General features: G+C 59.6%; 12 protein-coding genes. 6 read left to right on the forward strand and 6 right to left on the reverse strand.

Annotation, left to right across the window (positions count from 1 at the left end; translation table 11 throughout):
* Positions 1-100 precede the first annotated feature (100 nt).
* Entirely contained in the window at positions 101-1786 is a 1686-nt protein-coding gene (locus FYK55_RS10125) for an arylsulfatase (RefSeq protein ID WP_201743666.1), read from the reverse strand.
* 448 nt (positions 1787-2234) lie between these two features.
* Between FYK55_RS10125 and FYK55_RS10130 the strand changes: the two genes are divergently transcribed.
* Positions 2235-4100 (forward strand): sulfatase family protein, encoded by a 1866-nt coding sequence (locus tag FYK55_RS10130; RefSeq protein ID WP_150076266.1) that lies wholly within the window; start codon positions 2235-2237, stop codon positions 4098-4100.
* A 127-nt stretch (positions 4101-4227) separates the two neighbouring features.
* Here FYK55_RS10130 and FYK55_RS10135 read toward each other — a convergent pair whose 3' ends face one another.
* Positions 4228-4677 carry a Fur family transcriptional regulator gene (locus tag FYK55_RS10135; protein WP_150076267.1) on the reverse strand — a complete coding sequence of 150 codons (450 nt, stop codon included), beginning with the start codon at positions 4675-4677 and terminating at the stop codon, positions 4228-4230.
* Positions 4678-4869: 192 nt separating this feature from the next.
* On the opposite strand from FYK55_RS10135, the gene FYK55_RS10140 reads away from it, so the two are divergent.
* Together FYK55_RS10140 and FYK55_RS10145 are read left to right on the forward strand one after the other, a co-directional pair.
* On the forward strand, positions 4870-5928 hold the full coding sequence (locus FYK55_RS10140; protein WP_235908566.1) for a ZIP family metal transporter: 1059 nt from the start codon (positions 4870-4872) through the stop codon (positions 5926-5928).
* Positions 5929-6454: 526 nt separating this feature from the next.
* A complete protein-coding gene (locus FYK55_RS10145; RefSeq protein WP_161604409.1) occupies positions 6455-7996 on the forward strand; it encodes a BON domain-containing protein in 1542 nt (513 codons plus the stop codon).
* Positions 7997-8015: 19 nt separating this feature from the next.
* Here the strand turns inward: FYK55_RS10145 and FYK55_RS10150 are convergent, their stop codons facing one another.
* The 3 genes from FYK55_RS10150 to FYK55_RS10160 form a co-directional block, all read right to left on the reverse strand.
* On the reverse strand, positions 8016-9689 hold the full coding sequence (locus FYK55_RS10150) for an alpha/beta hydrolase (RefSeq protein ID WP_235908567.1): 1674 nt from the start codon (positions 9687-9689) through the stop codon (positions 8016-8018).
* Positions 9690-9835: 146 nt separating this feature from the next.
* A complete protein-coding gene (locus FYK55_RS10155; protein ID WP_150076270.1) occupies positions 9836-11287 on the reverse strand; it encodes a DUF1501 domain-containing protein in 1452 nt (483 codons plus the stop codon).
* Between the two features lie 241 nt (positions 11288-11528).
* Positions 11529-14477, reverse strand: coding sequence for a PSD1 and planctomycete cytochrome C domain-containing protein (locus FYK55_RS10160; protein ID WP_201743667.1), 2949 nt, complete (start codon positions 14475-14477; stop codon positions 11529-11531).
* Between the two features lie 347 nt (positions 14478-14824).
* Between FYK55_RS10160 and FYK55_RS10165 the strand changes: the two genes are divergently transcribed.
* On the forward strand, positions 14825-15934 hold the full coding sequence (locus FYK55_RS10165; protein WP_235908568.1) for a D-TA family PLP-dependent enzyme: 1110 nt from the start codon (positions 14825-14827) through the stop codon (positions 15932-15934).
* Positions 15935-16236: 302 nt separating this feature from the next.
* Positions 16237-17895 (forward strand): radical SAM protein, encoded by a 1659-nt coding sequence (locus FYK55_RS10170; protein ID WP_150076271.1) that lies wholly within the window; start codon positions 16237-16239, stop codon positions 17893-17895.
* 375 nt (positions 17896-18270) lie between these two features.
* Here the strand turns inward: FYK55_RS10170 and FYK55_RS10175 are convergent, their stop codons facing one another.
* Positions 18271-19152, reverse strand: coding sequence for a hypothetical protein (locus tag FYK55_RS10175; protein ID WP_150076272.1), 882 nt, complete (start codon positions 19150-19152; stop codon positions 18271-18273).
* 241 nt (positions 19153-19393) lie between these two features.
* Between FYK55_RS10175 and FYK55_RS10180 the strand changes: the two genes are divergently transcribed.
* The gene (locus tag FYK55_RS10180; protein WP_150076273.1) at positions 19394-19969 is read left to right on the forward strand and encodes an REP-associated tyrosine transposase; all 576 of its coding nucleotides are present in this window, start codon (positions 19394-19396) and stop codon (positions 19967-19969) included.
* The last annotated feature ends 132 nt before the right edge of the window (positions 19970-20101 follow it).

Below are 20101 nucleotides of genomic sequence, written 5' to 3' on the forward strand. Positions count from 1 at the left end.
GCACTCGGCGCGGGTTTTCTCGCCTCAACCGGCGGCTAACGCCTTGCCGCTCATTGCACTGCAAATCACGGTGTTTTTGATTGAAAGCGGCGCTGTCTTGCTACTGCGCTTTCAAATAATCGACGTGGTAGTCGTCCGGCAGCGGCGTGACCTGATTGGTCCGGGCCCAATCGTCCCACGCTGCTGACAGAGACCGCACGATTTCCGTGTTCGTCTTTGCCAGATCCTTGGATTCGATCGGGTCGGTCATCAGGTCGTAAAGTTCCCAGGGTTCGTCTCGGAGTGCCACCAGCTTCCAGCGGCCTCGGCGGACGCCGCGGTTCCCTTCATGCTCCAAAAAAATCGTCCGCGGAACGGCCGGCTCGCGGTTCAATTCCGAAACGAAACTTGCCCCCGCCAGCGGAAACTCTGATTCTGACCGTCGGGACACGTCGATTCCGGCAGCGTCCAACAACGTCGGGACGATGTCGATCAAGTGCGCAGGGGCGTGAACCAGGCTCCCCTGTGATGCCCGAAGCCCCGCTGGCCAGTGCACAATGCAGGGAGTCAACACGCCGCCCTGATGGCAAAAGTGCTTGTACAGCCGAAACGGAGTGTTGCAGGCGTTCGCCCATCCCGACCCCAGACTATGAAACGTTCCGGCGGTCCCCATGCGATCCAATTCCTCACCGCGATGAAGAATGTTTTGGTTGCTGCTCTTGATATCGAAGCCGTGTGGATCCCATTCGGCGCAGGCGCCGTTGTCCGATAGAAAGATGACCAACGTGTTGTCCAACTCGCCGGCCTGGCGAAGATTGCCAATGACTTGCCCCACGCCCCAGTCCAAACGGTGCACCATGGCGGCATAGATCGCCATCCGGCGAGCCAAGTCCTGACGACGGTCGGGATCCAAGTCATCCCATGGGGGATTCGTTCCCGAACGCGTCTGGCCATAGTTCCAATAATGCGATCGTGAAGAAAGATCCGTGTCGTCGGGAACGATCCCCAGCCGTTTCATCCTTGCCAGCCGTTCGCGACGGATCACGTCCCAACCCACGTGATAGCGACCGGCATATCGCGAGATGTCCTCGCGGCGTGCTTGCAACGGAAAGTGCGGCGCGTTGTAGGCAAGGTACAAAAACCACGGGCGTTCCGCAGTCGTTCGCGCTGCTGCCAAGAACTGTTGCGCCCGCTCGGTCAGTGCATCGGTTCCATAGAAGGACCGCGCGTCGTTTGTTTCGACTTGCGGCAACCCGGCAGGCGGAGATCTTTCCGAATCGGCCGGAATCGACAGATAATGGTCGGGATCCCAAAACGTTTTGGCGCTCACCAACGTGCCATAGAAACGTTCGAAACCGTGACGCGTCGGATCGTCAGTTCCCAGGTGCCACTTCCCCGACAGAAAACAACGATAGCCTGCTCCACTGAACCTGTCCGCCACCGTCTTCGCCGCCGGATCGATTCGACCACGGTACCCAGGCCGGCCGATATCCTGGGTCATGTGCCCGAGTCCAACGCGATGGGGATACTGACCGGTCAACAGACTTGCCCGCGAGGGACAGCATCGCGCCGTCGTGTAGAACTGTGTCAGCCGGATGCCGCCGGCCGCCAAGGCATCCAGGTTTGGAGTTTCGATTTCGCCTCCGTAGCATCCCAGGTCACTGTAGCCCAGGTCGTCGGCGACGATCAGCAGGACGTTGGGTGGCGCCCCCTCGTCGGCTCGGGAGCACGCGGCAACCATCGCGGACAAGATCCAGCCGAGTTGGAAAAGGAGGCGGCGATGGAAGAATGCGAATCGTTGCGTCATGGCTGAGTTCAGCGAGCGGAAGAACAGAATCGAGATTCGGTGACAGCGGGGCCTCGGCATCGGCTTTCCCGTCGACGGAACGATCTGGCAGCCCGAAGAATTCGGCAGCCTGAACGATTCGGCAGCATGGAACGCGAATGGTTACACTGTCTGGACGGTGTCCCTTTTCAGCGGACAGCCTATCTGGTTGGCACTCCTTTTGAATACAGACACCGTGATTTGCAGTGCAGTGAGCGGCAAGAAGCTCGCGGCCGATTGACGCAAAAAAACCAGTGGCGAACGCCACGCGGCTGACACAAAGTGGCGCTGTTCAGTGTCGCTGTTCAGTGGCCGAACCACATTCTCCACGCTCTGGCGAGCGTGGCTACTTTAGAATCCGACTTCCGCTGGCGAGAGACAGCGGAGTTCCCACCAATGTTCCCCATCCTCAATCTTCCAACCTTCCGTGATGAAATACGTTTTGCTGCTCGCTTGCCTGGCCGCTTCGTCAATTCCGGCGTCGGCCGCCGACAACCAACGCCCCAACATCCTGTGGCTGTTTGCCGAAGACACGTCTCCGTGGATGGGTTGCTACGGCGACCCGATCAACCGCGGTCACACGCCCAATATTGATTCCCTGGCGGATCGTGGCGTGCGGTTTTCCCGCGCCTACGTCCCGGCCCCGGTCTGTTCCGCTTGTCGTTCGGCATTGATGGGGGGCCAGAACCAGATCCGCTTCAATGCCCACGAACATCGTTCCAGTCGCGGCCCCGCCAAGTTGTCTCTTCCCGATGGAATGAAACTTTTGCCACAACTTGTCAAGGAAAGCGGGTACTTCACGTTCAATCTTGGGAAGACCGATTACAACTTCGTCTGGGATGAACCCGCCACCTACTCCCTGATGCGCAAGAATCGCGCCGACATTCCCTGGGAAGATCTAAAAGACAATCAACCGTTCTTCGGGCAGATCCAAACGGCCGGCGGCAAGAACAACACCACAAAATTTCCCCAGGATCGCAAGGTCGACCCGTCGACGGTCACCGTCCCGCCCGACTATCCACAGAACCAGATTTACCGCGAGGTCGTCGCGCAACACTACGACGCGATACGGAAAGACGACGACTTCATCGGCGAGGTTCTGGCGGGACTGGACGAAGCCGGGCTTCGTGACAACACGATCGTCGTGTACTTCAGCGATCACGGCGCCAACAACCTGGTGCGTCACAAACAAATGCCAACCGAGGGCGGCCTGCACGTGCCGTTCATCATCGCGGGCCCCGCGCCCTACGTCCCGTCTCCGTCGGTGCGCGATGACCTGGTGAACCTGCTGGATCTTTCCGCGACGACGCTCGCGTGGGCCGGCGTGGACCAGCCGGAATGGTACGAAGGGCAAAACCTGTTCGATGAGATTGTGGTGCCGCGGATCTACGTGGCAGCGGCCAAAGATCGGTTGGACCACACCATCGATCGTGTCCGCAGTCTGCGAACGGACCGCTTTCGGTACACCCGCAACTACAAAACCGATCGGATCTTTCTGCAGCCCCAGTACCGTGATGATCGACCGTTCGTGCAAAACCTCCATCAGCTGTACCGATCCGGCGAGCTCTCTCCCACGTTGACGGAAATCTATTTCGGCGAACGTCCGGCCGAAGAGTTCTACGATGTGCAACAGGATCCGAGCCAGGTCCACAATCTGATCGATGACGAAGCGTACGCCGATCAGGTCCAGCGACATCGAGAATTGTTGGACCAGTGGCTGGCCAAGGGGGATGACGGGATCGGCGAGGAGTCTCGAGAAGAACTGGCCTACCAGGCGATGGATCACAAGTGGGGACAAGCGGTCAACCCGGAATACGAACTTGTTCGCGAGGACCACGATGGAGACGGACTTTCGGACAAATGGGAAACGATCAATGATCGCGACCCGGATGACGGGAAACTTCTGTTCCAATTCGACTGCGGCGGCTGGCAGACCGAAGGTTGGACCGCGACGGATCCGGACGTCGGGAATATTGCCGGACGACTCGGATTCCTGGACTTTCCGTTGCCCGGGGGCGAAGCGATGATCGCCAGGAACGGGCTAAAGCTCTCGCCCGAACAGAATGACGGTCAGCTGCTCGTGCGTCTGCAGGCTCCGCCATCGACGAAGATCACCCTGCTAGCGGCGGCGGTCGATGAAACGTTGCAACCGATCGGATCGGCGACCACCGAATCCGACGATTGGCAAACCGTTGCGATCCCAATGCACCCGGCCAAGCCGATCGCTGAAATCCGGCTGCAATTGCGGGGCAAGCCAGACTCTATCGTCCAGATCGATTCGATCCACATCGAGTAGCGGTGCCCGCCGGGGACCACGAATTGGACGTTGCGTCGCCCCGCGACTGAGAGATTCAGGCTGGGCGATGCGTGTGGCCCGCCCATGATGCCGCATTGCGGTCGGTGCCACATTGCGGTCAATGCCGCTACAGCAGGCAGTCGTTGCAGCGGCCACGCAACAGAATTTCCGTGATCTCGCCCACGCGGGAACTATTTCGCAAGCTTCCGGCGGTCAGCCGCACATCGCCCAGACAACGGACCGCGCCACAGTCGACACACAAGAAATGTGGATGGGCGCTTTGGTCGTCGGCCCCCGGACGAATCGCCTCGAATCGCCAAACGTGGTCGCCCAACTCGGTCCGCCGCAGCAAACCGGACTCGGCCAAGTCGTTCAAGTTGCGAAACACCGTCGCCTGGTCGATCCCGGAATCAGCCAAGGATTCGGCAACCGTGGCGTGCGTCAACGGCGATGACGACTGCCGCAACAATCGCAGCGTGGCGACGCGAGCGGGTGTTGCGCGCAGCCCCGATCGGCGAATGTCGTCACGCACTTCCTCCAGCGAAAGTGCCGCATCTCGTTTCGGTTCAGCGTCCATGAATCCAAATCACCTCATGATTCGCCGGGCAAAGGAGTGGTTCCCGGGGACAGGGTACCCGCTGACAGTGGTTCCCCGGCACAGCGTACCCTAATGCAATTGATTTGCAAGTGCATCGCTGTTACCCGTAGCCAACCGCCCCGGGATCGCGTACCATCTGCCGGCCCTTAACATTCCCTTTGCAATCTGCTGATGTCTCCCGGCTCTCTCCTATTTGTCTATTGCGTCTTTATCTTTGCGGCCTCCAATGCCGGCGGACGCCTTTCCGATTTGATCCGGATGACGCACCTGCGGACTCAGCTGTTGATGAGCGGCGTGGCCGGATTGATGCTGGGAATTGCCATGCTGCATCTGCTGCCGCACGCCGGCGAAATCTTGCAGTCATCGACCAAGACCGGAGCCGGATCCCTGTTGGGACTGATCGCAATGTTCTTGCTGATCCGATTGTTCCACACCCATGACCACAGCGGATCCGTGGCACGACCGGCCGTCACCGACGCCGTCTCCGAAGATGGACTTCCGTCGGGCGCTGACGATCGCCAAGATCACTCATCGCACCACGACCATGATCACGACCATGCTCATGACCATGACCATGACCACGACGGACACGGCCATCATGATCATGATCACCACGCGCACGCCCACCTGCATTCGCGGATCGGCAACGCAGGACATTCGCATGACCACACGCCGACCGGACGAAGGTTCGGATGGGCGGGCGTTTTCTTCGGCCTGACCCTGCATACGTTGATCGACGGCGTCGCGTTGGCCAGCAGCGTGATCGCCGATGCCTCGCACGGTAGCTCCCTGGGACTTGCCGGAATCGGAACGTTCCTGGTGATTGTGCTCCACATCCCGCTGGATTCATTCGCCATCACGTCGGTAATGAGCCGTCAAGGTTGGTCCTCACAGGCCCAGCGGACCGCCAGCCTGCTGTTTTCGCTGGCCTGTCCGATCGGCGCGGCCTGCTTTTACTTGGGCGTGACGCGACTGATTCAGGGAACTGAAATCCTGGGCTGGGGCCTGGCGATCTCCGCAGGCTTCTTTATCTGCATCGCCCTGGCGGACCTGCTTCCCGAAGTCGCGTTTCACGATCACGACCGCGGAAAACTGACCGCCGCCCTGCTGTTCGGCGTGGCCATCGCGGTCACCATCGAGAACCTGCCGGGGCACAATCACGACCACGGGTCGGGAGAATCGAGTCCTGGCGAACACGGCGCTTCGGAACCGCACATCCATCAGTTCTAGCTGCACAGCGCCACTTTGGGTGAGCCGCGTGGCGCTCATTGCACTGCAGATCATGGTGTTTGATTGAAAGTGGCGCTGTCCAGCTAGGCTCTGACTGAAAATCAGCTGCGATGGCCACTTGCTCGACGTGCTTGATGCGCAACCCGGAATCCAATCGGCAAGCAACGAATCGCGACGCGAGCTGGCACATCAATTGCCCCAGTGTTCTCTTCCCGGCTGTTCTGCATGCGGCACAGCAGCCTTGAGCCGCGGCGTGATTTGTCCGTGATCAGGCTGCGCGACGGCCGACCAGGCACCAACTCCGGCCCCAGCGTCTCCGGCGTTCGAATCGACGGCCGAAGCGTTGCGTGCCGTCAATGGCCGCAGCAGCCCCGGCTCACCCATTCCACCGCCCGATCCGTGGAGCGAAACGATGACCGCCACACCGATCTCCAGAATCCGAAAAGCCAGAATCCGAGAATCCACGTCACGAAACCGGTCCCGAGCGCTTCAACGATCATCATCCGTTTGCTGGCGAGCGGTCACCTTGGTCGTCGGTTTGTTCCTGTTCAGTTTTACGCCCGCCTGGAATGAGTCCCCGTGGCATGGGAAACCACTGGCCGCCCAAGACACGCCGCCTGCGAACCAACCTGCTGAAAGTGAAGCAAGCGGTGAAGAAACGATACCCGACGCGGAGATTGCGATGGCCGTCGACGGCGAACTGTGGGGCGCCAAAGGGGTCAACGCAAACCGGATTGACGTGTCGGTGGAACGCGGCGTGGTGACGTTGGACGGAACGGTCAAGACGATCCTGGCGAAGGACCGTGCGAGCCGGATCGCTGGGATGATCAAAGGCGTCCGGTCCATCATCGACCGCCTGGATGTCCAGCCCACGATTCGGACCGATGGAGAAATCCGCTCGGACGTGATTGCCGCACTTGAAAGTGACCCAGCAACCGATGACTGGGAATTCGAGATCGCGGTTGACGACGCAGTGGTGACCCTGGGCGGCGATGCGGATTCCCACGCCCAGCAGTCTCTGGCAACCAAAATCATCAAGGGCGTCCGCGGCGTCAAAGAGATCAAAAATGAGACCGACATCCGTTACGAAGACGACCGCTCCGATGCCGAAATACGTACCGAGATTCAGCACCGATTGCGTTGGGACGCACGCTTGGACGACGAACAGCTTTCAGTGGAGGTCGACAACGGGGAAGTCACGCTTTCGGGCATCATTGGCAGCCGCTACGAAAAGACGCTCGCCCGCGACGACGCTTGGGTGAGTGGCGTTCGCTCCGTGCAGACGGACGAGTTGGAAGTCCAGTGGTGGGCGCGAGACAAGCTGCTGAGAAAACAGCAGGGCGAGACCGTATTGTCCAATGCCGCGATCAGCGAGGCCGTCCGAGACACGTTTCAATACGACCCCCGCGTCAACGCGTTCAACTTGACAGCGATCTGCCAGAACGGCACCGTCACCTTGATCGGAAATGTCGACAACCTGAAAGCCAAGCGGGCCGCAGCCCAAAACGCTATCAACACCACCGGCGTTTGGCGAGTGAAGAACTACCTGAAGGTCAGGCCAAAAGAAGCACGGACCGCCGAGCAAATCGTCCGGGACGTCCGAATGGCGCTCATCCGCGACCCTGTCGTGGACCGTTTCGACATCGAAATCGAATCCAACGACGGAACGGTGTATCTGTACGGCAGCGTGGACTCCTACTTTCAAAAAGCTGAAGCGGAGGACATCGTCGCCAAGGTCAACGGCGTCACGGACGTGGCCAACCACCTGACCGTTTCCTACGACCAGCCGAGCTTCCGCTTCGGCTATGACTGGGACGCGACCCGGTACAACTACAACTTCGACTACGCCAAGACTCGGCAAAAATCAGATCGCGAAATTGAGGACGACGTCCGCACCCAGCTTCGCTGGTCACCCTTTGTCGATGAACAACAGGTAGCCGTTTCCGTCGAAGATGGATTGGCGACCCTGACCGGAACGGTTGATAGCCAGATCGAACGGAGCGACGCCGCGGAAAACGCGATCGAAGGCGGAGCGGTGCAGGTTCGCAATCGGCTGACCGTGAAATGATGAGGAAGTGAGGGGAGAGTCATCCATTGCCGTCGTCCGGTTCGTCCACCGGTCCGTTCATCAACTCGAGTAACCGGTGGCGATGCTCTTCGCTCCAATCGTCCGGACGGGTCACCGCGATCCACGCATCCAGGTAGCTCTTTGGTGAATAGTTGTGCCCGTATCCGATCGGCACACTGGTCGCCATCGGCAGGTCGAATGCAACTTGAAGAAATGTCACCAGCGGGTACCAGGTCAAATGCGGTGAAACATCCGGCCCTCGTTCTCCAACAAGCCATTCCGGCTTGCGTCTCCAAAGGTCCGGAGAGAAAAACACCATCGGATCGCTGGCGTATTGAATGTAGACGCTTCGAATGGAGCCCCAACGTTTTCCGGTATCCAGCATGTTTTCCTGAGAAGTGAATCTAAGCAACGCCCCATCTTCGTAGCGCGGCAGCCATGCCGGAGAGTCCTCGTTGCGGGCCTGGACGACGGCGGACCATTGAGAACTGGGAAATGGTGGCCCGCTCCAGACGGCCCCTTGGATCGGATCTTCGAAAATGGTGTACAGGTTTGCCGAAACCTCCGACCCCAGCGATCCTAAGCTCAGACCGTGCAGGTAAAGCCTGGGACGGTTGTCTTTCGGCAGGGTTTTCCAGTAATCGTAGATCTCATCGAACAGGCATCGGGCCGAGCGGACCGACCGCGTGGGGTCGACCAGGATGGTTAACCAGCTGGGCATGTAGGAATACTGCGTGCATACGATGGCGGTATCTCCGCGGTGCAGGTATTCCACGGTGTCAACCGCCCCGGGATCCAACCAACCGGTACCGGTCGGTGTGGCTACGATCAAGACGGATCGATCAAAGGCGTTCACCCGTTTTAGTTCCTGCAGCGCCAAACGAGCACGTTCTTCCGGTGTGGATCGTGATCGCATGCCGACGTAGACCCGAATGGGCGAAACCCCGGATCCGTCCCAAAACTCTTCGATCCCCTGCTCGGTTGGCCCCTCCAGCAGGAACTTCTTCCCCTGACGACCAATCGATTGCCATGACACCAATGACTGGCTGCTGCCGCAGGCCATGGGATCGGCCGGCTTTTCCCATCCCTCTTCAATCAATTCGTCGGCACGTAGCGAGGCAGCGTCCGCGATCTTCAATAGGAATCTGGCAACGACGCCGTTGACGACGAACAGCGTCCCCAGTCCGACGATAACGACCCCCAGGCTCACGGCGACGCGGCGGGGAAGAAACCAATTCAGCTTTTCCGACATCCAAACACAAAAGCTGACGAATGTCCGCCCGACGGTGATGAGCAAAACGCCGAACACGACCGCAAGAACAGCGGTTCGGATCGGATAGGCGGACTGCAACGGAGGCATGTCCATCAACTCTCGGATCGAATTTTGCCAGTAGGTCATGTGCCACAGGCAAACGACAAAGATGATTGCTACCAGAACGACCGTGACGCGTTTGGCGTAGAATTCCAGCTTGCGTCGGGGCGCCGGCAATTCGAAAAACAAATAGGCGATGACCAGCAAGACGCCCACCCCATATCCAAATGCGAGCGCGAATCCCGACAGCAGCCCTTGAACCATGATGTTCCGGGGCAACAGCGATGGCGTGACCGAAGCAGCGAAGAAAAGCGCCGCGGTGATTAGACCGATAAATGAGAACCGCCCCAGGTACTGCTGAATGCGATTTGGCAATGCCACCCGAATGCTCCCTTTGTCTCGTCGCGATGCCGGCTTGTCTCGTCGCGATGCCGGCCACTTTTGATGCCGAACCCACTGTCATTCCGAGCCGATTCGAATCAACCGCGATCCCGTTCGCACGACGAGCCCGCTCGGCAAAACCGCGATCATGCCAGTATCGGATGCAGGATTTCGCCGTGCACATCCGTCAGGCGAAATCGCCGACCCTGGTATCGATAGGTCAGCCGTTCGTGATCGATGCCCAACAAATGCAGCAGCGTGGCTTGGAAGTCGTGCACGCCCACACCGTCTCGGGCAACGCTGAACCCGAACTCATCGGATTCACCGTACGTCATTCCCGGCTGGATTCCTCCGCCGGCCATCCAGATCGTGAACACGTACGGATGGTGGTCGCGCCCCCAACGCTTCGTGTCTTCGATGCTTCCTTGCAAGAACGGAGTGCGTCCGAACTCGCCACCCCAGATGACCAACGTGTCCTCCAACAGTCCTCGCTGTCGGAGGTCCTTGACCAGGGCGGCCGAAGGAGCATCGGTGTCTCGGCACTGGATCTCCAACTGACTGTTCAAATTGCGATGCTGGTCCCAACCGGCGTGCATCAACTGAATGAAACGCGTGCCCCGCTCGGCCAACCGCCGCGCGATCAGGCAGTTGTATGCATACGATCCCTTCCTGGTAACGTCGGGACCGTACATCTTCAGCGTCGCTTCGGTCTCGTCGGACAGGTCCGTCAATTCCGGAACCGAAGCTTGCATCCGGTAGGCCATTTCATATTGCCGAATTCGCGTGGCGATCTCCGGGTCTCCCACCACATCCAGGCGATTCTGGTTCAGAGCCGCCAGATCACTCAACATCCCACGCCGCCGCTGGCGGTCGATCCCAGGCGGGTCGGAAAGGTACAGAACCGGATCACCGCTTCCGCGAAACTTAACGCCCTGATGGACCGTCGGAAGAAAACCACTGCCCCAGTAGTAGTCGTAGAAAATCTGCCCGCACGACGCTTCTTTATCGCGTGATGTCATTGCAACAAATGCGGGCAATTCCTCGGTTTCGCTCCCCAACCCGTAGCTGAGCCAGGAACCGATGCTGGGACGCCCGGGGCGTTCGTCGCCGGTCAGGAAGAACGTGATGGCCGGAGCGTGATTGACTTGCGTGGTGTGCATCGATTTGATGAAGCACAACTGGTCGGCGATCGCAGCGGTCTGGGGAAGAAAACTGGAAACGGTCGCACCGCTGTCGCCGTGTCTCGAAAACCGAGTGATCTCTTTCAGACAGGGCCTCTCGGTCTGGCCGCCGGTCATCGTGCTGAATCTGGCCCCGCCGACGACCGAATCGGGGATCTGCTGACCATGCATTTTGGTAAGCATCGGCTTGTGGTCGAACAGGTCCACGTGCGAGGGCGCCCCGTTTTGCAGCAGGTAGATCACCCGTTTGGCCTTCGCCGCATAGTGCGGAAGGCTCGGTAATCCGCCGCCGGCCCGGGCATCTCGCCCCAGCAACGTCGCCAGCGCCGCCAGCCCGACACCGGTCCCCGCCGAACTGAAAAGCTGACGTCGTGTTTGCTCGCGATTGAAGAACATCAAGTCCTCTTCGTTGGTCATGGTCCAATGGCGTTGCGTTGGAATCGCCGGCGGTGGTTCAAAGGCAGGAGCCTTGGAGACAGCCGGTTCCCAGGCGGGAGCATGGAAACCAGAAGACAAACGCTCTAACTCCCCTGCTCTCTCCGGTTCGTCGCTCCCGACGATCTCGTTCCCAGGCTCCCGCCTGGGAACGCACTGCAAGCCAGGCTCCCGCCTGGCGTCCCCAAATTGCCAAACCACCGCGTCCCCGGGCCCACCCATCTCACGGTCCCGACAACACCTCATCCAAATTCAAAATGGTCGAACAAATCACGGTCATTGCCGCGTGCTCGACCGCGTCCAATTCCCGATCACGCGGCGAGTCCCCCACCGACAGCAATGCTTCGGCCTGATCGGGGTGCTGGGCGTAATCGTTGCGAAGCACCGCCAACCGCTCGGCCAACACGCCGGCTTCGAACTCGTTCGGCTCCCGAGCGGTCGCCATCCGAAAGGCTCGCCGGATTCGCTCAGAATCCAAACCGGTTTGCATCATCACCCGCTGGGCCATCGCCCGCGCCGACTCGACAAACGCCGTTTCATTCAACGTCGTCAACGCGTGCAACGGTGTGTTGGTCCGCGTCGGCTTGACCTCACAGGTCTGGCGTTTGGCGCTGTCAAAAAACATGGTCGGTCCGACAATGCGTCGCCAAAACACGTACAGGCTCCGCCGGAACAGCGCGGCGCCCTGATCGGCCTGATAGCGAATCTTCCCAAAGGTCGCTTCCGCCCAGATTCCCTCGGGCTGGTACGGTTTGACCGGCGGACCGCCGACCATCGGATCCAACAGTCCGCCCAGGGCCAAGGCTTGATCACGCAACATCCACGACGGCATGCGATCTCGCGGCGCTCGCGCCAGGAACACGTTCTCAGGATCGATTTCGTATGCCTCGTCACGCACCTGCGATTTCTGTCGATACGTCGCGCTCATCACAATCAGCTTGTGCATTCGCTTCACATTCCAACCGCTGTCGACGAACCGCCTGGCAAGCCAATCGAGCAACTTCGGGTGAGACGGCGGACTGCCCTGGCTGCCAAAATCTTCGGTCGAACGCACAATGCCGCGACCAAAGAAGGTTTGCCAGTAGCGATTGACCGTCACTCGCGCCGTCAGCGGATGCTCCGGAGTGACCAGCCACCTGGCCAACGCCAGCCGATCGGCGGATCCACTGGGCAGCGGTGGCAAGACGTCCGGCGTATCGGCCGTGACCGCGACCTCCGTGGGCTTGTCGTATCCACCGCGTTCCAACACCAGCGTCTCGCGCCGTCGCTCCGCCGGCAATTGGTCCATCACCATCACGGAGACCTGTTGCCGATCCAATTGTTCAATCTGCTGATTCAATCGATCGCGTTGAGTCACGCTCTTTTCCCAATCCGGCACGTGGCGTGCGCGAAACGCTTCGCGGACCTGCTTTTGCTGGGCAGTGGAGCGTTCATCCGCTGAGACCAGAACGGCGGAAACCAGATCGATCGGCAACCCCGACGAGGACTCCCCAACTTTTTTGAAGTAATACCCGGCGATGCCACCCGTGTTCACGATCTTGATCAACAGGTCGTTTCGACCCTCCTTCAGTTCCAGATCGATGACTTCCTGGTCCTCAGCCGCAGCCCGCGCGGCAAAGTTCTCCAAGACTTGCCGGCCATTGAGAAACACTTTGATCGCGTCGTCAGAACCCAACGAAACGCGAATGCTGATCGCCGCCGGCGACAGAATCGAACGATACAGATACGTCGCTCCGATCGTCGCAGGCAATTCATTGACACGTCCGTCCGCCAGCGACTCCTTCTGAGTCCACTGCTGACCGCGAACCGTCGCTTCCAAATCGACCTGCTTCTCGGGACCCAAGTCCTGGTCGAAGGCTTTTTTGCCATCCAACTCAAACGGTCCAAGCTGCCACCACGGCGAAAACTCGATCGTGTGGTCCGCGGTGCCCAATCGCTCGCGAAGCTCCGCCTCCCATTGAGCCTGCTGCGCGTCAACGGCTTCATCGGGCGCCGCAAGTTTCGCGTCCAATGCCTCACGCTGCCGGACAAGCGATTGACGACGGAGACGCTGTTCGGGATTCAGGTACTCCAGCACCGGTGGAGTCTTGCCGCGTCCGCTCCGTCCGGTTTCCGAGGTCTGATTGAAAAACGCGTACAACCGAAAATAGTCTTTCTGTGAGATCGGATCGTATTTGTGATCGTGGCACCGGCAGCACGTCATGGTCAGTCCCATCCAAACGGTCGCCGTCGTCTCGGCGCGGTCGAACACGTTTTCAACGCGAGTCTCTTCGGCGATGCGTCCGCCCTCTCCGTTGAACATGTGGTTGCGATTGAATCCGGTTGCCAGGACTTGCTCCGGCGTCGCATCGGGCAGCAGATCCCCGGCCAGCATCGCAATGGTGAATTGATCGAAGGGCAAGTTGCGGTTGAGCGCGTCGACCAACCAGTCGCGCCAGGGCCACATCGTGCGTGTCGGATCGCCTTGAAACCCGTCGGTGTCCGCGTAGCGGGCTGCATCCAACCAATCCCACGCCATCCGTTCTCCGTAGCGGGGCGATGCAAGCAGACGATCCACCAGTTTCTCGTAGGCCTGATCGGAATCATCCGCCAGAAACGCGTCGATTTCGGCCAGAGTTGGCGGCAACCCCGTCAGATCCAGCGTCAATCGGCGGATCAATGTCTCTCGCGAAGCCTCTTCCTGCGGCGTCAGCCCGTTCGCTTTGGCAGCATCCAGGATGAAGGCATCGATTTCATTGCGGGCCCACCCCGAATCATCGTCGGGCGCAACCACCGGTGCCGGCGGCACGAACGCCCAGTGCTCCGACCAATTGGCACCCGCCTGGACCCAGTCCACCAAAACTTTCTTCTCAGCGGACGTGAGCTCCAGCTTCGATTCCGGCGGCGGCATCCTGTCGGCTGGATCTTCCGCCAGTATCCGTTCGATCGCCACGCTGTTGGCAACGTCGTTGGGCACGAACGCAGCGTATCCCCCCAGATCCCCCAGTGCTCCGGCAGCGTTGTCCAACCGCAAACCCGATTCTCGGGTCGCCTCGTCGGGCCCATGACAGGGAAAACACTTGTCCGACAAAATCGGTCGGACTTCGGTATCAAAATCCACCCCGGCGGCGCAGCACCGAACGGCAAACAGCAGCACCAACAGAATGGAGGGGCACAATCGCGTGCAACGCATGCGGATTCTGGGGGAGGTCATGGCAGGTGGGGGAAAGCACTTCCATTTTAGACACACACACCCGGTCGTTGCTGCGGCGGATCTGCATCGACTTCACCAAAGTTCACATGAACGTCCGTCAGGAGGTCGCGCACTGATTACTTCACCCTCCCGCTCGCGGGAGGGTCGCGGAGGAGCCTGCGACGACGCGGGGAGGGTTGTGAATGGTTAGCGAGCGTTTGCAGGTGTGTCGCAAAGAAGGCCCAAAGGAAGCGTGAACGGGATTTGGGACCGCCCACGTCCAACGCCGACGCATTTGCTGCTAAAACTCGCATTCGCTTTCCCCCCAATCCGCCGACGAAGACATCATGCCCGCCTGGTACGCCATCACCAACGAAAACGTCGTTCCGTCCCCCGGATTGCTGATCTATCCGGATCGCATCCGACGAAACCTGCAACGAATGGTCCAGTGGTCCGGCGATGCCAGTCGCATCCGGCCGCACGTCAAGACTCACAAACTGCCGCAAATCATCCAGATGAAGTTGGAGGCAGGAATCACCAAGTTCAAGACGTCCACGATTGCGGAATCGGAGATGACGGCCTCCGCCGGTGGGAAGGACGTGCTGCTGGCGTATCAACCCGTCGGGCCGAATATCCAACGCTTGATCAAGCTGCAACAAGCGTTTCCGGAAACGTGTTTTTCCACCATCGTCGACAATGAGCCCATCGCACAAGAGCTGTCCGGCGCCGCCGAAGCTGTGGGCCTGGTCATCCGAACCTACCTGGATTTGAACGTGGGAATGGACCGCACCGGGATCCCGCCGGGCCCCGAGGCAGCGACGGTGTACCGGTCGATTTGTCAACTTCCGGGGCTGCACGCCTCGGGGTTCCACGCCTACGACGGCCATTTGCATGACACCGACGCCGACCGACTGCTTCAGCAAGCGGAGCAGGCGTTCGCCCCCGTATGGCAACTGCGAGACCAACTCCGTGGCGAGGACTTTTCGGTGCCCCAGATCGTCGGATGCGGCACCCCGACGTCGCAGCTGATGTTGGCCCGACACGAAGACATCGAGGTCAGCGCCGGAACGTCGGTGCTGTGGGACGCCGGGCAACCGTCGCTGGGCCCGGAAAGTGACATGGAGCAAGCGGCCGTGCTGATCTGTCGTGTGATCAGCCGCCCGACCGGGGACCGACTGTGCATCGATCTGGGGCACAAAGCCGTCGCGTCGGAGTTTCCCCTGCCACGCGTGAAGTTCTTTGGCCTGGAGGAGGCCCAGCAGGTGATGCACAGCGAGGAGCACCTCGTGTTACAGACCCCGCGCGCCGCTGACTTTCCCCCCGGAACCGTGCTGTATGGTGTTCCCTACCACATCTGCCCGACCGTCGCGCTGCACAGTCACGCCTGGCCGGTCAGCGATGGCAGAGCGGGAGCGCCTTGGCCGGTCGTCGCCAGGAACCGTTCACTGACGGTTTGACCTGCCAATCGCAGAACGAGAGATCTGTCGTCCCTTCGGGACTAGGGGGATTGGGTGGAGACTGAAACCGGCGGGCAAGCCCGGGCTTGACCGCCGGTTCACTTTCGCACCAAACACCCAGCCCCGAAGGGGCGACAGAAACTGGCGAATACATCCTCCACACCAAACACCATCGATCCGCACCATTCGCTCGCCATCCCAAATCCAATTCATTTTGCGGTTCCACCGCGCATTGGGCGACGCAGCGCGTTACGATCGATTCCTGCGACGTTCGGCATTCGGGCTCAATCGGGGAATCCCTCATGGCGAAGATTGCGATCATCAATCCGGCATTCGAAGTCTCATACTGGGGTTTGGAATACGCCCAGCGGCTGATGGGCTTCAAGGCAAACATGCCCGTTGCCAGCCTGCCCCTGCTGGCCGCTTTAACGCCGGCCGAACACGAAGTCGTCCTGATCGACGAGAACGTCCAACCAATCGATTTTGATTCCCTGTCAGACTGCGACATCATCGGCGTGACCGGGATGAGTGTCCAACGGTTCCGGATGGAGGAAATCCTTTCGGAACTAAAGTCTCGCGACCTGTTTGTCATCGCTGGCGGGCCTTGGGTCACGGTCGAAGAAGACTACTTCGGCGATCTGGTCGACGTCACGTTTGTGGGCGAAGCCGAGCAGACCTGGCCGCTGTTCCTGCAGCAATGGGCAACCGGCACGCACCAGACGCGATACGAACAGTCAGAAAAGACCGACATGTCGACGGTACCGACGCCACGTCATGACTTGCTCAAGAACAAGGACTACATGCTCGGCAGCTTGCAATTCTCTCGGGGATGTCCTTTCCAATGCGAGTTCTGTGACATCATCGTCACCTTCGGCCGCCGGCCCCGAATCAAGCAAGCCTCTCAGATCCTCGCCGAACTCGAATCACTTCGCGCCCACGGTGTGGAAATCGGCTTCATCGTCGATGACAACTTGATCGGAAACAAGAAGGCGATCAAGCCGATCCTGGCCGAAGTCGCTCGCTGGCAGGAACAACACGGCTACCCAATGGTCTTCAGCACCGAGGCATCGCTGGATCTGTGCGAAGACGAAGAATTGATGGAGCTGATGGCCCGTTGCAACATTCAATCGGTCTTCATCGGGATCGAGAGCCCGAATGAAGACTCGCTCAAGGAGACCCGCAAGTATCAAAACGTTCGCGAGAAGGGCGGAACGATCGTGCAGAAGGTTCGCCGCATCCAAGACTTTGGGCTGGAGGTCTGGTGCGGGCTGATTGTGGGATTCGACAACGACACGCCGGAGATCTTCCAGCGGCAGAAACAGTTTCTCAAAGACGCCCGGATCACGCACGCGATGATCGGGTTGCTACACGCGATCCCGAAAACACCGCTCCATGCACGACTGCTGCGTGAAGGACGCCTGGACACCTCCGACGAACACCCGTTCGGAACCAACGTCATCCCAAGGCAAATGTCGCGTGAAGCGCTGCTCAACGGCTACCTGGAAACGATGCGTGAGTGCTACGAGCCCGAAGAGTACTTCGACCGCTTGGATTCTTTGTTCCTGGACGACGGGTTTCAGTTTCGAATCTTCAAGACAGATTTCTTCCGGAAACACCGCTGGATGCGAATGAAGCATTTCAGCTTTTTCATGGTCGGATTCGTGGTGATGTATTGGCGGTTGATGCGTGGTGTTCCCGACGCAAAGCTGCGCCGTGTCTATCGACAACGCATTTGGGGCGCGATCAAGGCAAGGATCGCCACGCCATCGATCTTCTTCTTCTACACGATCAAGTGCGCGATGCATTACCACCACCACAAGATGACGCACGACATGATCGACGACCCCAGCAAATTCGTGTCGTCCTACGGCAAGGCGATGAGAACCGGCCCTGCACACCCGACACCGCGTCCGCCCAAACAACAAGTGGTGCCGCTTCCAACCGCAGCGTCGTCCAACTAACGAACCGTCGTCCGTCCGAGCCTTCACCGCACCGCTTGGAGGTCATGCAGCATTGGTTCACCCTCCCGCAAGCGGGAGGGTCGCGGAGGAGCTTGCGACGACGCGGGGAGGGCTGTCCGGCCCGATTGATTTCAGTGGGTTCACGAACACACCCTCCCCAAAGGCTCGTGCCTCGCCTTTGACCCTCCCGGAGGGAGGGTGAATTTCAGAAAAGCATGCTTTTTCCTGGCTCGGAAAGCTGCACGACCTCCAAGCGGGAGGGTGAAGTTCTTTTGCGAGTGATTCCCTTTGCGTCGACATCAATGCCTTGAGGGTGAAGCGAATTGCCGACGTGACACTTTCCGCTGGGCATGCCACACATGCCAATGCCCCGCTTCAATTACGTCGGCGTCGCCTGCAGCACGGCACCAACGCCGCGATCGCAAGAAACACAGCCGCCCCCGGTTCCGGAACGGCCGTCACGAAATTGACGCCCGTGACCCGAATGTTGTCGATGGCCACGCCGTCAAAGCGTCCCAGTTGGTCCGCCACTCCGCCGATCGACCAACGGATGCCCAACGTTTGCCCGTCTTCGAGAGGATCGATGGTGGGTCCGCCGATGAACACGCTGGCCGGAAGGAACAAGTCATTGAACTGTTCGGTTCGCGTCCATTCCGGGTTTGCACTGGCGGCCAGGTCGGTCGTGAATCCCGGAATGCCATCGATCGAGTCGTTGAATTCAATGGTAGCCGACTCTCCGAGCGCCTCCGGATCGACGTACAGGTTTTCATCGCTGCCGTTGAAAACCCACAGGTCATAGTCCACGTAGACGGCATCAAAAACGACTCCGGTCTGATTGCGAATCCGCAAGATCGGATCCACGCCGGCCAGCTCGGTGGGGCTGCCGCCGCTGACGATCCCGGCCTGAATCCCCATGGCGACATTGCCGCCTCCGGTGTCGACGGCGTACAGGCCCGGAGCGGGCATCGCACCGGAAACCGTCCCGCCGGCAAACAGCCCGGACGTGCTGGACTCGCCAAAGTCACTGAACTGGCTTCCGCCGACGTCAAAGAACTCGATCGACCAGTCGTTGGAATCCAATGTCCCAGCGCCACCGCCGGGTTGCAGCCCGCCGCCGTTGAAACCTTGAAAGTCAATCAACACCGGCTGATTGGCCACGCCGATCACCAGTTCGGCCCGCACACCATTCCCACCCAAGACCACCACCAAAGCGGCTGCCAAAAAGGGCATCGCCAAACGATTCCGGATCGACATCATGTTGCCAAACTCCCAGGTCAATGAAGTGGCCCCAGTGTACACCAAGTTTCCAGGAGGGAGTGCATTTTCGGAGGCTGCGCCGTTCCGTCACAGATCGCGCCGTAAGGCATGCTGTGCATGCCGGACTCCGATCGTCATCACGAATTCCACTGTGTCATGCACAGCATGACCTACGATATTGCCTTGACACGAATTGGTAGGGCATGCTGTGCATACCATCGCGATCGGCTAGGATCATTTCATGCCGGACTACCGCAGAGCGTCCGTGCCCGGGGGCACGTATTTTTTTACCGTCGTGACGTACCAACGTCACAAATTGTTCTGCCAGCCCAGAGCAATCGCATTGCTCGGCAGCATGTTTCGTCGATTCGTGCTGCGGTGGCCGATGCGCGTCGACGCACTGATCTTGCTTCCCGATCACTTTCACACGATCTGGACCTTGCCGCCGGCGGATTGCGCGTACTCAATGCGCCTCGGCTGGGTCAAGAAAGAGTTCACCAAGCATTGGCTCGCAACCGGCGGTGATGAAACAAGGGTCACCTCAGGCATAACGCGCGAGCGCCGCCGAGGAATCTGGCAGCCAAGGTTTTGGGAACACACGATCCAAGACGAAGACGATTTCCAGCACCATTTCGACTACATCCATTGGAACCCCGTCAAACACGGCTACGTGCAATGCCCAAAGGATTGGCCCCATTCCAGTTTTCACCGCTGGGTCAAGAAAGGCGTCTACCCAGAGCATTGGGGTTGTTACACGCGAGGCGCCGCCAGATCTCCGCTCGACCCCAGCGCAATCAAAGAAGCAGGCGAACCGTAGGGCATGCGATGCCGTCCATCCCCGAGCTCTCCGCAGGCCGACCATCTCCGGCCGTAGGGCATGCTGTGCATACCAGGAACAGGCACGAAGCAAATCTTCGGGCTCGACCCACGTCGACACGGCTAACGGGGT

Origin of the sequence: Roseiconus nitratireducens (assembly GCF_008629675.1) — a bacterium.
In the GTDB taxonomy this organism is placed as follows: domain Bacteria; phylum Planctomycetota; class Planctomycetia; order Pirellulales; family Pirellulaceae; genus Stieleria; species Stieleria nitratireducens.

Excerpts from the sequence above, each read along its gene's own strand:
- FYK55_RS10125 (WP_201743666.1), bottom strand. The coding sequence starts at position 1,786 with ATGACGCAACGATTCGCATTCTTCCATCGCCGCCTCCTTTTCCAACTC.
- FYK55_RS10130 (WP_150076266.1), top strand. The coding sequence starts at position 2,235 with ATGAAATACGTTTTGCTGCTCGCTTGCCTGGCCGCTTCGTCAATTCCG.
- FYK55_RS10135 (WP_150076267.1), bottom strand. The coding sequence starts at position 4,677 with ATGGACGCTGAACCGAAACGAGATGCGGCACTTTCGCTGGAGGAAGTG.
- FYK55_RS10140 (WP_235908566.1), top strand. The coding sequence starts at position 4,870 with ATGTCTCCCGGCTCTCTCCTATTTGTCTATTGCGTCTTTATCTTTGCG.
- FYK55_RS10155 (WP_150076270.1), bottom strand. The coding sequence starts at position 11,287 with ATGACCAACGAAGAGGACTTGATGTTCTTCAATCGCGAGCAAACACGA.
- FYK55_RS10160 (WP_201743667.1), bottom strand. The coding sequence starts at position 14,477 with ATGCGTTGCACGCGATTGTGCCCCTCCATTCTGTTGGTGCTGCTGTTT.
- FYK55_RS10165 (WP_235908568.1), top strand. The coding sequence starts at position 14,825 with ATGCCCGCCTGGTACGCCATCACCAACGAAAACGTCGTTCCGTCCCCC.
- FYK55_RS10170 (WP_150076271.1), top strand. The coding sequence starts at position 16,237 with ATGGCGAAGATTGCGATCATCAATCCGGCATTCGAAGTCTCATACTGG.
- FYK55_RS10175 (WP_150076272.1), bottom strand. The coding sequence starts at position 19,152 with ATGATGTCGATCCGGAATCGTTTGGCGATGCCCTTTTTGGCAGCCGCT.
- FYK55_RS10180 (WP_150076273.1), top strand. The coding sequence starts at position 19,394 with ATGCCGGACTACCGCAGAGCGTCCGTGCCCGGGGGCACGTATTTTTTT.